Here is a 15,166-nt window from a genome sequence, read left to right as displayed (position 1 = left end):
AGCAGCAAAACCGACGCGAATATTCTACGGCAAGGCTACGGGTGAGCTGCGAAGACGTCGGCGCCGCCTACTGTGGTGCCCGTGACGAAGACGAAGTTGGCAGCAGGAGCAACCGCAGCGTTGGGCGGGGCATGGTTGGCGCGTGCGCTGTGGGGTCTTCCGTCGGCCATCGGTGCCAGGAGAGTGCACATCACTCCGTACGCGGCCGGGTCCCCGCGCTACCGAGACCGCCGATTCCACAACTCCGACCCCAGTTCCAGTTACGTCCCGGGCCGTGGCGAGAAGGGGCAGAAGAACATGCTCGTCTCGCTGTTCACCGAGCGAGGTAAGGGCAGGCCGCAGCGGCCGATCCCACTGGCACCGCCGATCGCGCCGGTGGACGCGGGCGAGCTGGCGGTCACCTGGTACGGACACTCGAGTGTGCTCGTCGAGGTCGACGGATATCGCATTCTCGCCGATCCGGTCTGGAGCAAGCGCGTGTCCCCGTCCTCGGTGGTGGGGCCGGCACGGCTGCATCCGACCCCGGTCGCCCTGACCGATCTACCGCGGGTCGACGCCATCGTGATCTCCCACGATCACTACGACCATCTCGACAAGGCGACGGTGCAGAAGCTGGCGAGCACACAGTCGGCCCCGTTCGTGGTGCCGCTGGGAATCGGCGCGCACCTGCGCAAGTGGCGGGTGCCCGAGGAACGCATCATCGAGCTGGACTGGGACGAGCAGACGAACATCGGCGGCCTCACCGTCACGTGCACCGAGGCTCGTCACTTCTCCGGACGCGGCCTGACTCGCGATTCGACGCAGTGGGCGTCCTGGGCGTTCGCCGGTCCGGTGCGGCGTGTCTTCTTCGGCGGCGACACCGGTTACACACCGAAGTTCGCGGAGATCGGCAGTAAGTACGGACCCTTCGACCTGACGCTTCTTCCGGTCGGGGCCTACGACGTGCGCTGGCCGGACATTCACATGAATCCCGAGGAGGCTGTCACGGCGCACGTCGATCTGACGGCGTCGGGCATCTTCGTGCCAATTCACTGGGCGACGTTCAACCTGGCTTTTCACCCGTGGTCCGAGCCGATCGTGCGCCTGCACGCCGCCGCGCAGGACGTCGGAGTGCAGGTGGCGGTGCCGATGCCGGGGCAGCGCATAGACGGTACGAGGGCCGTGCACGACGATCGCTGGTGGACCCGTCTGGGCTGAGGCCGCACTAGGCTGCACTCATGTCTATCGACGCCGATGCACAGCGGGACACCGGGCTGACCGAGGCGGAGGTCGCCGCACTGCGGGCCGAGGGGAAATCGAACGACGTTCCCGCTCGTGCTTCACGTTCGGTTCGCGACATCGTCCGGGGCAATGTGTTCACCCGAATCAACGCAATTCTCGGGGTGCTGCTGATCATCGTGCTCTCGACCGGTTCGGTGATCGACGGCATGTTCGGGCTGTTGATCGTCGCGAACAGTGGCATCGGAATCATTCAGGAGATCCGCGCGAAGCGCACGCTGGATCGGCTGGCCATCGTCGGTCAGAACAAGCCGCAGGTGAGACGTGACGGTGTCTCGCAACAGATTCCGCCCGACGAGGTCGTCCTCGGTGACATCGTAGAACTCGGACCGGGTGATCAGATCGTCGTCGACGGCGAGGTCATCGAGACGGCAAGCCTGGAGATCGACGAGTCGCTGCTCACCGGTGAGGCCGATACGGTGCACAAACTCGAAGCAGCGCAGGTACTTTCGGGCAGCTTCGTCGTCTCGGGCAGTGGGGCCTACCGGGCAACGAAGGTCGGACGCGACGCCTATGCGGCCAAGCTCGCCGAAGAGGCCAGCAAGTTCACCCTGGTCAAGTCCGAGCTGCGCAGCGGTATCGACAAGATCTTGAAATTCATCACTTACCTGATGATTCCGGCCGGGGCGCTGATCATCTACAACCAGTTGTTCTCCAGCGGGCAGGCTCTGCGGCCTGCTTTGAACGGCATGGTCGCGGCCCTGGTCCCGATGGTCCCCGAGGGTCTCGTACTGATGACGTCGATCGCTTTTGCCGTGGGCGTCATCAGGCTCGGTCAGCGGCAATGTCTGGTGCAGGAGTTGCCTGCCATCGAGGGGCTCGCGCGCGTCGACGTGGTGTGCGCCGACAAGACCGGCACTCTCACCGAGAACGGCATGCGGCTCTCGGAATTGGTGTTGATCGACGAGCACGACTCCGACTCGGTGACAAAAGTATTGGCGTCTCTGGCGCACGACGACCCGCGTCCCAATGCCAGTGTGCAGGCCGTCGGTGAGGCGTATCCCGACGCGCCGGGGTGGACGCAGAGCGCGGTAGCTCCGTTCTCCTCGGCCAAGAAGTGGAGCGGTCTGTCGTACGGCGAGCACGGTAACTGGCTGCTCGGTGCCCCGGACGTGTTGCTCGACCCGACCTCGGAGACCGCTCGACAGGCCGAAGATGCCGGCTCCAAGGGTCTGCGGGTACTGCTGCTTGCCAGCAGCGACCTCGCCGTCGACGACACCGCGGCACCGGGAGTCGTCACCCCGCGGGCTCTGGTGATTCTCGAGCAGAAGGTGCGCGAGGACGCCCGAGACACGTTGGAGTACTTCGCAAGTCAGCAGGTTCAGGTCAAGGTCATTTCCGGGGACAACGCCGTGTCGGTCGGCGCGGTGGCCGGCTCGCTCGGACTTCCCGGTGGCGACGCCCCGATCGACGCACGTGACCTGCCCGAGGATTCCGAGCTACTGGCTGACTCCGTCCAGAACTCGACGACGTTCGGCCGCGTTCGGCCGGACCAGAAGCGTGCGATGGTGGGCGCGTTGCAGTCCCGAGGTCATACCGTTGCGATGACCGGTGACGGCGTCAACGATGTGCTCGCATTGAAGGACGCCGATATCGGTGTCTCGATGGGCTCGGGTAGTGCGGCCACGCGTGCCGTCGCGCAGATCGTGTTGTTGGACAACAAGTTCGCCACGCTGCCCTATGTGGTGGGGGAGGGGCGACGCGTCATCGGCAACATCGAGCGCGTGTCCAACCTGTTCCTGACCAAGACCGTGTACTCGGTGTTGCTGGCGTTTCTCATCGGGCTCTCGGGAGTGCTGTCGCAGGTCTTCCATTTCGAGCCGATTCCGTATCCCTTCCTGCCGAGGCACGTGACCATCGCCGCGTGGTTCACCATCGGCATTCCGGCGTTCGTGCTCTCGCTGGCCCCGAACAACGAACGGGCACGCAGCGGGTTCGTCTCGCGGGTGATGCGGTTGGCCGTTCCGTCCGGGTTGATCGTCGGCTCGTGCACGTTCGTGTCGTATCTGCTGGCCTACGCGGGTCCGAACGCCACCGAGACTCAGGTGACCCAGGCGAGCACCACCGCACTGATCACGTTGATCATGATCGCGCTGTGGGTACTGGCCGTCGTCGCGCGGCCGTACACCTGGTGGAAGGTGGTGCTGCTCGCGGGATCCGTCGGCGGATACCTGCTGTTGTTCGCAATCCCGTTCTGCCGCACCTTCTTCAAGCTCGATCCCTCGAACGTCGGTGCCACCACGAGCGCGTTGATCATCGGCGCTGTCGGTATCGCACTCGTCGAGATTGCCCACCGATTCGGATCGGTACTGCGCAACCGGCAGGAGCGAACGTAAACTGCAGGTGTTCCGTTTCACCCGACTGGCAGGAGAGTTTCATGGGCTTCGCAGACAATTTGAAGGGCATGGTCGACAAGGGCAAGAACCTTGCGGCAGAGAACTCGGACAAGATCGACGACGTCGTGGAGAAGGCCGGGGACTTCATCGACAACAAGACCGGTGGCAAGTACGCCGACAAGATCGACAAGGTGCAGGAAGCCGCCAAGAAGGCAATTCCGGACAAGTAGGTCGATTCGGGCCGTCCATCCGGTGTTCGGGTCGTCGGTGGTGCCGTAGGGCGCTGCGGGCGGCAGAATCGGGCGGGTGGACGGACCGGTACTTCTTCTCGTAGTCATCTTCGCGATCGCGGTTGCGGGATTCGCCAAGCGTCTGGACCTGCAGGTCCCGCTCGTTCTGGTGACCGTAGGATCCATCGCATCGTTCGTGCCCGGCGTGCCGCACATCAGTCTCTCGCCCCAACTGATCCTCGGTGTCGTGCTGCCGCCGTTGCTGTACTCCGCGGCGCTGAACTACTCCTTCGTCAGTTTTCGCCGCAACATCGGCCAGATCCTGCGCCTCGGTCTGGTGATGGTGATCGTGACGACCGTGGCCGTCGGGTACTTCGCCAACCTGCTCGTTCCCGAGCTGACTCTGGGTGCGGCCCTCGTGCTCGGTGCCGTCGTGGCCCCACCCGACGCGGTCTCTGCGATCGCCGTCGGCCGCAAGCTCGGCCTGCCCGCGAGAATGATGGCCATCCTCACCGGGGAGAGCCTGGTGAACGACGCGGCTGCGTTGACCTTGTTCACCTTGACCGTTGCGTCGGTGACGGGCAGTCGTATCGAACTCGGCTCACCGGTTCTGTTCTTTCTGTACGAGATCGTTGGCGGCGTGCTGGTCGGATTCGTGCTCTCGCGCATCGTTCGTTTCGTGCGAAACCGGATCGCCGATTCGGCGCTCGAGACGGTGCTCGGACTCGTCCTGCCGTTCGCGGCGTATCTGGCAGCGGAAGAGATTCACGCGTCCGGCGTGTTGGCCGTCGTCACCGCAGGTTTCGTACTGGGCCGTGTCACGGCCGACGTGTCGGTCTCGACCCGGGTGCAGGAGCGCCAGGTGTGGCCGACGGTGGACCTGCTGCTGGAAGCATTCGTGTTCGCGTACATGGGTTTACAGCTGAAGTTCGTCATTTCCGAGGTGCAGCGCGAGGGTCTTCCGGTGCATCACATTTTCGGGTACGCGCTGCTGGTGCTGCTCGTGGTCATCGTCGTTCGTCCGGCCTGGATCTTCTTCAACTCGGGGAGAAACCTGCTCTTTCGCACGGTGTTTCGGCGCGAGGGGGTGGCCGACGGCCTGACGTGGCAGCAGAACCTGGTGCTGTCGTGGGCCGGGATGCGCGGAGTGGTGACTCTCGCCGCAGCCGCGGGTGTCCCGTTCACCACCGTGCTCGGCGAGGAATTTCCCGGGCGGGCGGTGATTCAAGCGGTCGCGTTCGTCGTCGCAGTCGGAACGTTGCTGCTGCAGGGCCTGACGCTTCCGCTCCTCATTCGGCGGTTGGACGTCGCCGATCCACTCGAGCAGCAACGCAACGACAATCAACGACTGCTCTCGCAGGCCATCGCCCGCACGGCTGCCGAGACGTACCTCGAGCGGGCCGCGAAGGACGGCATCTCCGGCGTCGACAGTGACCGGGTAGCCGAGGTGATCGCCCGCGTGCGACGGTCGGTGCGGGCCCGGATGGACGCGGACGAGACCGAGGACCGCGAGAAGCGAATCGCGGCGGCCGGCGCGCTGTTCGACACCCTGCGGCACAATGTCCTGGTCGCGCAGCGGGCCGCACTGATCGCCGCCCGCGACTCGGGGGAGTTGGACGACGAAGCCCTACGCGCAGTGTTGAATGGTCTGGACGTGGAAGAGATCGCGGCCGAGGCACGCATCGAACGACGCACGACGTAGACGACGAACACAGTGGGAGCGCTGAGACAGTGAGGTCGACCGGACTGGTGGCCGCCGCGGCACTCGTGTTCGCCCTCGCCGCGTGCAGTTCGCCTGCCGTGCCTCCCGTGGCTCCGGCACCCACGTCGAATCCGGCACCCGAGGGCTCCGACCGCGGTTCGATCGTGTCGTCGATGCCGCTCGGTCAGGTCGACATCGGTGTCGCCTTTCTGGGCGGGTCTGCCACGAAGATCGTCTACCGCACCACCGACGGCGTCACCGGAGGCGGAACCGAGACATCGGCAACGGTGTTCGTGCCCAAGGGTTCTGCGCCTGCCGGTGGCTGGCCGATCGTCTCGGTCGGGCACGGCACCACCGGTGTCACCGACGAGTGTGCGCCCTCGCTGTATCCGAACCTGTTGGGCACCATCGGCCTGGTGACGCCGTTCCTCGAGCGCGGCACCGTCGTGGTGGTGACGGATTACCAGGGTCTGGGAACCCCGGGAGATCCGGCGTATCTGAACATCGATGCAGCAGCCTACGACGTCATCGATGCCGTGCGCGCCGCGCGCACCGTGGTGCCCGACGTCGGAACCCGATGGGGTGCCATCGGCACTTCTCAAGGGGGACAAGCAGTCTGGGCCGCTGCCGAGCGTAATGCGGAGTACGGCGACGGTTTGGAACTGGTCGGGGTCGCCGCGCTGTCGGCCGCAGCCGATCTGACGCGGTACTTCGCAGCCGACACCGAACAGACCCTGTCCCGTCAGTTGCTGGTGCCGTTTCTCTACGAGGGTCTGCACGTCACGGATCCGAGCGTCGAGCGCTCGGATTACATCCGTGGCACCTTCGCCGACAACGTGACCGCGCTGACGGCCTGCAGCGACCTGCTCGGATTCTCCAAGGCCGACGCCGGAGCCGTCATCGATCCGGCCGATGCCGTCCCGGCCGATGACCGGGCCGCGAATCGGATGGCGGACTGGCTCGGAACGGTCGCACTGCCGACGGCTCGCACCGATGTTCCGCTGTTCGTTCTGGTCGGCGAGCGCGACGACCTGATCGATCCGCAGTGGACTCGCGACGCCGTGGCGAAAGCCTGCGGACTCGGCGACGACGTGGAACTGCGTTCGGAACCCGAGCAGGGGCACGCGGATCTGGCCGCCAACGGTATCGGCGTCGACTGGCTCGTCGAGCGCTTCTTGAACGTTCCGACCACCGGGACCTGCGCACGATGACCGCGGCACTGGCGTGGATGGCGGTCATCGTGGCGGCGATCGTCACCGCCATCGCGCTGATCAGCCTGCGTGGCCGACGCGATCTGACCACCCCCGAGGAGCGTGCGGTTCACGCCACCCTGCATACCGCGTCGTTGGCGGCGAAGCCGCTGCGGAACGGTCTCGATGCCCGCTCGGCTGCCGCCGCTGCTCCCCATCTCAGAGTCCTGACCGGGGCGGATGCATTGGGCATCTGCGATCCGAGTGCGTCGCTGCTGGCCTGGGACGGGCCGTGGCAGGAGTTGACGCCGGCGTTCGTGGAGGCGGCCAGACGCGCCGTCGACGGGCAGCGGCGCGTGCTCGTGCGGCTTCCGCTCGGCTCGATTCACGAGGTCAAAGCGCTGGTGGTGCAGCCGTTGATCGACGAGGATTCGCCGGTGGTGGGGGTGCTCGGTGCCGCGGTGGTGGCCGAACCAGGGCCGGGCATGCTCGGGGCCATCGCCGAGGTCGCGCGCTACGCGTTCGGTCAGATCGAACTCGCCGAACTGGACGCATCGCGGGCGCGGTTGGACCGAGCCGAGGTGCGTGCACTCCGGGCCCAGATCAGCCCGCATTTCATCTACAACGCGCTGGGCACCATTGCGTCGTTCGTCCGTACCGACCCGGATCGGGCACGGGAACTGGTGCTCGAATTCGCCGATTTCACCCGGTACTCCTTCCGCAACGCCGGGGAATTCACCGTGCTCGCCGACGAACTACGCAATATCGATCGGTACCTGACGCTCGAACGGGCCCGGTTCGGCGATTCGCTGCAGGTCACCCTGCAGGTGGCTCCCGAGGTGCTCGGGGTGGCGCTGCCGTTTCTGGCGCTGCAGCCACTGGTGGAGAATGCCGTCCGGCACGGGTTGTCGGGCAAGGCCGACGGCGGTCGCGTCACGATCATCGCCGCCGACGAGGGCACCGACGCCGTGATCAGCATCGAGGACGACGGAGTGGGAATGGACCCCGAGGTACTGCGATCGGGCAGCCTGCACACCGAGGATGCGGCCCACGTCGGACTGGCGAACGTGGACGATCGGCTGCGGGCGGCCTTCGGAAACGACTACGGTCTCGTCGTGGACACCGCACCGGGAGCAGGCACGAAAGTGAGCCTTCGGGTGCCCAAGTTCAGGCCGGGGGTGCGGGCATGACGCATCCAGCGAACTCCGGTGCCGCGCGCGGGCTGGTCGTGCTGGCGGTCGACGACGAGCGGCCTGCCCTCGACGAACTGGCTTTCCTGCTGCGCGAGCAGGAGGCCGTGGCCCAGGTGTACACCGCGCAGGACGCGACCACCGCCCTGCGCCAACTCAAGCAGACCTCCGGTCAATCCGTTGTCGATGCAGTGTTCCTCGACATCAACATGCCCGGTCTCGACGGCCTCGAGCTCGCCGGAATCCTGTCGGCGTTCGCTCGGCCACCTGCGGTCGTGTTCGTCACCGCTCACGACGATCGGGCCTTGGCTGCCTTCGATCTGGGCGCGGTGGACTACCTCCTCAAGCCGTTGCGCGACGACCGATTGGCAGAGGCCGTCCGACGTGTTCTTCTCGCCCGTCGTCGGCCCGCCGAGTCGGCCGAATCGGCTGCCGACGAGGTCATCCCGGTCGAGCTCGGTGGAACCACCACGCTGGTACACCGGTCGTCGGTGGCGTGGGTGGAGGCCGACGGTGACTACGCGCGGCTGCACACCGCCACCGGTTCGCACCTGGTGCGCATTCCCATCTCGGCTCTCGAAAGTCGTTGGGCCGATGCCGGTTTCCTGCGAGTGCATCGTTCGTATCTGGTGTCGCTTCCCTTGGTCACCGGAATCAGAAGCGTCGGTTCGGGCTTGGTGGTGTGTCTGCGCGCCACCGGCGCGCTGCCGGCCTGCGAGCTACCGGTGAGCCGGCGGCACACCAGAGAACTCAAGGACCGGCTCGTGCGCGGTCCGCTGCAGTCGTGGTCGTCGCGGTGACGAGAGGTGCGCGGTGAGTCAGCCGCACCGGGAGCGGGTGGTGCTCTCGCAGCGCCGCGGCGCGCGCCTGGTGCGCACCCGCGTCGAGGTGCAGGAGCAAACCGAGGTGGGCGACGCGCTGGTGCGAAGCCTGGTGCGTGCGCAACTCCTGCTGTCGCTGCGCCTGGCAGTGATGACGTTGTCGATCCTGTTCGCGATTCCCCTGCTGGGCATGCTGCTCACCCGTTTCACCGATGTCGCGCCGTTCGGTATCGGGTTGCCGTGGTTGCTGCTGGGGGTGGCCATCTATCCGTTGCTGTTCGGCGTCGGCCGCGCGTACGTGCGCCGCGCCGAGCGTAACGAGGCCGAGTTCGTCGGCCTGGTCGAGGACTAGGCGCCGGTGAACGGATCGATACCCGTCGCGACATTGATTGCGTTGATCGTGGCCGCGCTGGCCACCGTCGGCATCGGTGTCTACGGAGTTCGATTGGCCCGCACCACGTCCGACTTCCTGGTGGCCTCGCGGACCGTCGGACCGCGGTGGAACGCCGCGGCCATCTCGGGTGAATACCTTTCTGCCGCATCCTTTCTCGGTGTCGCTGGTCTCATCGCCAAGTACGGTGCCGATGCGCTGTGGTATCCCGTCGGCTTCACCGCAGGCTATCTCGGTCTGCTGCTCTTCGTCGCCGCCCCACTGCGCAGGAGCGGTGCGTACACGGTGCCCGACTTCGTCGAATTCCGGCTGGGCGCACCATGGTTGCGCACAGTGGCCATGCTCGTGGTGGTGGTGATCTGCGCGCTGTATCTGGTGCCGCAGTTCCAGGGCGCAGGCCTGACGCTGAACATCCTTCTCGGAGTGCCGGGCTGGGTGGGAGCACTCGCGGTCGGTCTGATCGTCATTGCGAACGTCGTTGGCGGCGGAATGCGCTCGATCACCTTCGTGCAGGCGTTCCAGTACTGGCTCAAGCTCACCGCGATCGCCATCCCCGCACTGGTGCTGACCGTCCACTTCGTCGCCGACGACCGCAGCGTCGGTAGCGCGGCCCCGCCGACCGTCGCCGAGCAGACCCGAGTCGACATCACCACCGACGTGCTCGTGCAGGTCGACTCGCCGATCGTGGTGTCCGTGACAGGAACCCTGGACGAGCAGAGCGTCGATGGACGTGTGAATCTCGATGCAGGCGAACACCGGCTCGGGTCCGGGACACTGCTCACCCTCGACGCGGGCTCGCCGGTTCCGGTGGTCGCCGGTGCACCGACCACCGACCGCGCCTGGGCGATGCCCGGCGGGGGACTGGGCGGTCAGCACCCGCTCTACCAAGTGTATTCGCTGATCCTGGCCACGTTCCTCGGCACCCTCGGGCTGCCGCACGTGCTGGTGCGGTTCTACACCAACCCCGACGGCCGAGCGGCGCGATTGACCTCGCTGACCGTGCTGGCGCTGCTCGGCACGTTCTATCTGTTCCCGACGGTCCTCGGAGTGTTCGCCCGGCTCTACGTGCCGCAACTGCTGATCACCGGTGCCTCCGACGCCGCAGTGTTGCTGCTGCCCGGCTCCGTGCTGTCGGGGGTACCCGGCCAGTTGCTGGCCGCACTCGTCGCCGCCGGAGCCATCGCCGCCTTCCTGTCCACGTCGTCCGGCCTGCTGGTCAGCATCGCGGGCGTCCTGAGCACCGACGTGCTCTCCGGCAAGGTCCGAGACTTCCGTGTCGCGGCCGTCCTTGCCGGCGCAGTGCCACTTGCACTGTCGATCGGCGTTGTCTCGCTGGATCTCTCGCGTACCGTCGGGCTCGTGTTCGCCGTCGCCGCGTCCACGCTGTGTCCGCTGCTCGTGCTCGGCATCTGGTGGCGCGGACTCACCGCAGCAGGAGCCGCGGCCGGGCTGTTCCTCGGCGGCGGACTCTCCCTCGTCGCCGCGTCGATCTCCGTCGTCACCCCCATCTCCGACGGCGTCCTCGGGGGCTGGGCGGCAGCGATACTCGGCTACCCGGCCGCGGTCAGCGTTCCCGTGGCCTTCGCCGCGATGATCGTCGTCAGCCTCGCCACCCGGCGAACAGTGCCGTCGGACATCTCCCGAATCTTCGCCCGACTGCACCTGCCCGAAGGCCTCGACATGGGCAAAGACCGAGAGCGCGAGCTGTAGTGAGAGAAGGCCGTTCGTCGGGTCTGCGCTACCGCTCGTCGCACACTCCCGCAGCCCGTCGTGTGATCGACGCCACCCCCTGATGTTGTGACCTGACTCTCACTACTGTTCCGAGTCAGCTACAGCTCACATCAACTTCAGGAGTCCAAGGTGACCGCACCGGAAACCAATTCGCCACCGGACGCGCAAGCGTTCGTCGACATGCAGGCCAGTCCCGAGTTCCAGGAACTCAGGCACCGCCTGCGTAGCTTCGTGTTCCCGATGGCCGGGTTCTTCCTGGTCTGGTACGTCATCTACGTGCTGCTCAGCACCTACGCCGTCGACTTCATGTCGACCAAGGTGTGGGGCAACATCAACGTCGGTCTGCTGCTCGGCCTCGGCCAGTTCGTCACCACGTTCGCCATCACCGGCATCTACGTGCGGTTCGCCAACCGTGAACTCGATCCTCGCGCCGCAGCCCTGCGCGCCGAGATGGAAGCCTCCCAGGGAGCGAAGCCGTGAATGTAGAAGCCGTGAATGTACTAGCCCAGGCCGCCGACACCACCGTCGGTGAACCGCTCGTCAATATCGCGATCTTCGGCGCGTTCGTCCTCATCACGATGGCCGTCGTCATTCGCGCCTCCAAGAAGAACGCGACGTCTGCGGAGTTCTTCACCGCGGGCGGCGGATTCTCCGGACCGCAGAACGGCGTCGCCATTGCCGGTGACTACCTCTCGGCCGCAAGCTTTCTCGGTATCGCCGGTGCCATCGCCGTCTACGGCTACGACGGCTTCCTGTACTCCATCGGGTTCCTCGTCGCCTGGCTCGTCGCGCTCCTGCTCGTCGCCGAATTGCTCAGGAACACCGGCAAGTTCACGATGGCGGACGTGCTGAGCTTCCGGCTCAAGCAAGGCCCGGTTCGTACCGCGGCCGCACTGTCGACGCTGACGGTGTCGCTGTTCTACCTGTTGGCTCAGATGGCAGGTGCCGGCGGACTCGTCGCACTGCTGCTCGACATCTCCGACCGCACCGGGCAGTCCATCGTCATTGCCATCGTCGGTGTGTTGATGATCGCGTACGTGCTCATCGGCGGTATGAAGGGCACCACCTGGGTGCAGATCATCAAGGCCGTTCTGCTCATCGCCGGTGCCGCATTCATGACCGTGCTCGTGCTCGCCAAGTTCGGCCTGAACTTCTCCGAGCTTCTCGGTAGCGCGCAGGCGATGGTGTCGAGCTCGGCCGACCCGATCGTCGGTGCTCGCGACGTCATCGAGCCCGGTGCCCAGTACGGCGGCAGCGCCACCTCGAAGATCAACTTCCTGTCGCTCGGCATCGCACTCGTCCTTGGTACGGCAGGTCTGCCGCACGTGCTGATGCGCTTCTACACGGTGCCCACCGCCAAGGAAGCTCGTCGCAGTGTCGTGTGGGCCATCGCGCTCATCGGTGCGTTCTACCTCTTCACCCTCGTGCTCGGCTACGGTGCCGCAGCGATCGTCGGACCCGACCGCATCCTGGCCTCCGCCGGTGGTCAGAACTCCGCGGCTCCGCTGCTGGCCTTCGAGCTCGGCGGCGTCATTCTGCTCGGCGTCATCTCTGCGGTCGCCTTCGCGACCATCCTCGCCGTCGTCGCCGGATTGACGATCACCGCGTCGGCGTCGTTCGCTCACGACATCTATGCGAGCGTCATCAAGAAGGGCAAGGTCGACGACAAGAAGCAGGTCAAGGTCTCGCGGATCACGGCCGTCGTCATCGGCATTCTGGCCATCGGCCTCGGCATCCTCGCGAACGGGCAGAACATCGCCTTCCTGGTGGCGCTGGCGTTCGCCGTCGCGGCAGCAGCGAACCTGCCGACCATCCTGTACTCGCTGTTCTGGCGTCGCTTCACCACCACGGGCGCACTGTTCAGCATGTACGGCGGCCTGATCTCGACGATCGTGCTGATCATCTTCTCCCCGGCCGTGTCGGGATCGAAGACGTCGATGATCCCCGGCTCGGACTTCGCGTGGTTCCCGCTGTCCAACCCCGGCATCGTGTCGATTCCGTTGGCATTCATCCTCGGTATCGTCGGAACGCTGATCTCGAAGGACACCGAGAACACCGACAAGCAGGCCGAGATGGAGGTTCGCTCTCTCACCGGCATCGGTGCGGAGAAGGCCAGCGCCCACTGATCCACCTGTAGGACTGTTCGCGAAGTGCCCGTGTGAGCAAGGCCTCACACGGGCATTTTTCGTCCAGCGGTTACCATCCCTGCTGTGGCCAAGCTGAAGGTTTCCCTCGACGTCCCGCTGACCCCCGAGCAGACGTGGGCGCATGCGTCCGATCTGTCCGGCTACGAGCAGTGGCTCTCCATCCACGAAGCGTGGCGCGGTGAGCTGCCCGAGCAGCTGGCCGTCGGCACCACCCTGGACTCCATCGCCAGCGTGAAGGGCATGCGCAACCGCGTCTCGTGGAAGATCGAGTCCTATGATCCGCCCCGGAAGCTCGAGCTCAAGGGCAACGGTAAGGGCGGAGTGAAGATCGGTCTCGACCTGTCGGTGAAGTCCAAGGGTGACGGGTCCGAGATCACGATCGACGTCAATCTGGGCGGTGCCCCGTTGTTCGGACCCATCGGGTCCGGTGTCGCTCGCGCACTCAAGGGCGACATCGAGAACTCGCTGAAGACGTTCGTCAAGATCTACGCCTGACGGTGTAGGAGTGGAGATGCATGCCCGGTAGGCACAGTGCGCCGTCGTCCGCGACGGGCAACAGAGGGTTCGCCAAGTACGTCGTCGTTGCCGTCGTCCTGCTTCTGATCGTCGCAGGCGGAGTGTTCTTGGCGCAGAAGGTCTTCGGCAGCGACTGCGGTGACCCGTCGAACTACACGTTGGCTGCCGACCCCGCGATCGCGCCGGTACTGCAGAAGATCGTCGACGACTCCGCGCCCGAGGATCTCGGTTGTGCCGAGGTGGCGGTGACGGCGATGGAGTCGGGTCAGGTGTCGGCCGCAGTGGCCAAAGGCGACGACGTTCCCTCGCTCTGGATTCCCGATTCGTCGCTGTGGGTCGGCAAGACCGTGCGATCGACCGCGTCGCTGATCGACCTGGCGAGCCAGTCGGTGGCAAGCACCCCGGCCGTCCTCGCAACCCGCAAGGACGAGGTTCCGTTCTTCGACACGTGGCTCACCGCACTGAAGCTCGAAGGTTTGCGCATCGGTAATCCGTTGGCCAACACCATCTCCGACGCGGCGATCCTCGGGGCGGTAGCCGAGGCGGGTGGAGACGAGAAGGCCCTCGATGCGGTGTCGACGGCGCTCGTGCCGATCGCTCAGGCTCAGGCCGCCACCCGCGGCGAAGCCGATCCCACCACCCGGTTGGACGATCTGGTGGCCGACGGCGGCGTGGCCGTGGTGTCCGAGCAGACCATGTTGGAGTACCGAAACGACACCGGTGCCGAACTCGGTGCGACGGTGCCGCCGACGGGCAGCATCTTTCTGAACTTCCCGCTGGCCGTCACCGAGCCTGCAGGCGAGCGGCACGACAGCGCGAAGTCGGTCGGCAGCGCGCTGGCCGCGGTCATCGAATCCGATCGAGGTCGGGAGATGTTGTCCGAGGCCGGTTTTCGGTCGGAAGACAACGCGCCCCTCGAGTCCGATCGTGGTATCGGTGCCGTCGAGAGTCTGGCGATCGGCGACCAGCAGGCTGCCGAATCGGTGCTGCGTCAATATCAGGTGCTCGCGCTCCCGTCGCGAGCGCTCGTGATGGAAGACGTGTCCGGCTCGATGAACTACAGCGCCGGGGCGAACACCCGGATCGCGATGACGGTGCAGGCCAGCGAGACCGGGAATCGACTGTTTCCCGACAATGCGTCGATGGGATTGTGGGCCTTCTCCATCGGGCTCGGCGGCGGCGATCAGGATTACCGTGAGCTGGCACCGATCCGGCGCATGGACGAGAAGGTCGGCGACACGACCCAGCGTGAAGTGCTGCTGCAGCAGACCCGCACCCTTCCGTCCCTGGTCGGTGGTGGAACCGGACTGTACGACACCACGTTGGCCGCGTTCCGCACCGTGCAGCAGGGCTACGACCCCGATGCGGTGAACAGCGTCATCATCCTCACCGACGGTGCCAACGAGGATCCGAACAGCATCTCGCTCGACGAACTGCTGGCCACACTGCGTACCGAACAGGACCCGTCTCGTCCGGTCGTCATCGTCACCATCGGTATCACCGACGACGCCGATGCGGGTGTGCTGCAACAAATTTCTGCTGCCACCGGGGGCACCAGCTTCGTAGCGCGAAACCCCGCCGAAATACCGAACGTCTTCGTCAATGCACTGAGAAGCCGTTCCGGTCGCTGACGG

13 protein-coding genes are annotated in these 15,166 nt (G+C 65.8%); all 13 read left to right on the top strand.

Annotated features, from left to right (window positions below; translation table 11 throughout):
* Nucleotides 1-81 precede the first annotated feature (81 nt).
* The 13 genes from J2X62_RS03200 to J2X62_RS03140 all read left to right on the top strand — a co-directional run bounded on the left by J2X62_RS03200 (nucleotide 82) and on the right by J2X62_RS03140 (nucleotide 15,163).
* Nucleotides 82-1,197 (top strand): MBL fold metallo-hydrolase, encoded by a 1,116-nt coding sequence (locus tag J2X62_RS03200; RefSeq protein WP_310177463.1) that lies wholly within the window; start codon nucleotides 82-84, stop codon nucleotides 1,195-1,197.
* Nucleotides 1,198-1,217: 20 nt separating this feature from the next.
* Nucleotides 1,218-3,614, top strand: a complete 2,397-nt coding sequence (locus tag J2X62_RS03195; protein ID WP_222057326.1) for an HAD-IC family P-type ATPase — start codon at nucleotides 1,218-1,220, stop codon at nucleotides 3,612-3,614.
* Nucleotides 3,615-3,655: 41 nt separating this feature from the next.
* Nucleotides 3,656-3,844, top strand: coding sequence for an antitoxin (locus J2X62_RS03190; RefSeq protein WP_027495963.1), 189 nt, complete (start codon nucleotides 3,656-3,658; stop codon nucleotides 3,842-3,844).
* 76 nt (nucleotides 3,845-3,920) lie between these two features.
* On the top strand, nucleotides 3,921-5,546 hold the full coding sequence (locus tag J2X62_RS03185; RefSeq protein ID WP_032381694.1) for a Na+/H+ antiporter: 1,626 nt from the start codon (nucleotides 3,921-3,923) through the stop codon (nucleotides 5,544-5,546).
* Nucleotides 5,547-5,575: 29 nt separating this feature from the next.
* Nucleotides 5,576-6,757, top strand: coding sequence for a lipase family protein (locus J2X62_RS03180; protein WP_310177455.1), 1,182 nt, complete (start codon nucleotides 5,576-5,578; stop codon nucleotides 6,755-6,757).
* Nucleotides 6,754-7,926 carry a sensor histidine kinase gene (locus tag J2X62_RS03175; protein ID WP_222089980.1) on the top strand — a complete coding sequence of 391 codons (1,173 nt, stop codon included), beginning with the start codon at nucleotides 6,754-6,756 and terminating at the stop codon, nucleotides 7,924-7,926. Before J2X62_RS03180 ends, J2X62_RS03175 begins: the two co-directional genes overlap by 4 nt.
* A complete protein-coding gene (locus J2X62_RS03170) occupies nucleotides 7,923-8,726 on the top strand; it encodes a LytTR family DNA-binding domain-containing protein (protein ID WP_310177451.1) in 804 nt (267 codons plus the stop codon). Before J2X62_RS03175 ends, J2X62_RS03170 begins: the two co-directional genes overlap by 4 nt.
* A 13-nt stretch (nucleotides 8,727-8,739) precedes the next feature.
* Nucleotides 8,740-9,099 carry a hypothetical protein gene (locus J2X62_RS03165; RefSeq protein ID WP_027495968.1) on the top strand — a complete coding sequence of 120 codons (360 nt, stop codon included), beginning with the start codon at nucleotides 8,740-8,742 and terminating at the stop codon, nucleotides 9,097-9,099.
* 6 nt (nucleotides 9,100-9,105) lie between these two features.
* On the top strand, nucleotides 9,106-10,848 hold the full coding sequence (locus tag J2X62_RS03160) for a cation acetate symporter (protein WP_032390782.1): 1,743 nt from the start codon (nucleotides 9,106-9,108) through the stop codon (nucleotides 10,846-10,848).
* Between the two features lie 201 nt (nucleotides 10,849-11,049).
* The gene (locus J2X62_RS03155; protein WP_063216896.1) at nucleotides 11,050-11,349 is read left to right on the top strand and encodes a DUF485 domain-containing protein; all 300 of its coding nucleotides are present in this window, start codon (nucleotides 11,050-11,052) and stop codon (nucleotides 11,347-11,349) included.
* Between the two features lie 11 nt (nucleotides 11,350-11,360).
* On the top strand, nucleotides 11,361-12,995 hold the full coding sequence (locus J2X62_RS03150) for a cation acetate symporter (protein WP_032373078.1): 1,635 nt from the start codon (nucleotides 11,361-11,363) through the stop codon (nucleotides 12,993-12,995).
* Between the two features lie 84 nt (nucleotides 12,996-13,079).
* On the top strand, nucleotides 13,080-13,511 hold the full coding sequence (locus J2X62_RS03145; RefSeq protein WP_027495972.1) for an SRPBCC family protein: 432 nt from the start codon (nucleotides 13,080-13,082) through the stop codon (nucleotides 13,509-13,511).
* A gap of 20 nt (nucleotides 13,512-13,531) precedes the next feature.
* A complete protein-coding gene (locus J2X62_RS03140) occupies nucleotides 13,532-15,163 on the top strand; it encodes a substrate-binding domain-containing protein (protein WP_094694777.1) in 1,632 nt (543 codons plus the stop codon).
* Nucleotides 15,164-15,166: the final 3 nt, after the last annotated feature.

Origin of the sequence: Rhodococcus sp. 3258 (genome assembly GCF_031456475.1) — a bacterium.
Lineage (GTDB): Bacteria > Actinomycetota > Actinomycetes > Mycobacteriales > Mycobacteriaceae > Rhodococcoides > Rhodococcoides fascians.
The sequence above is the reverse complement of the archived record's forward strand: the minus strand, read 5'-3'. Positions and strand labels throughout refer to the sequence as shown.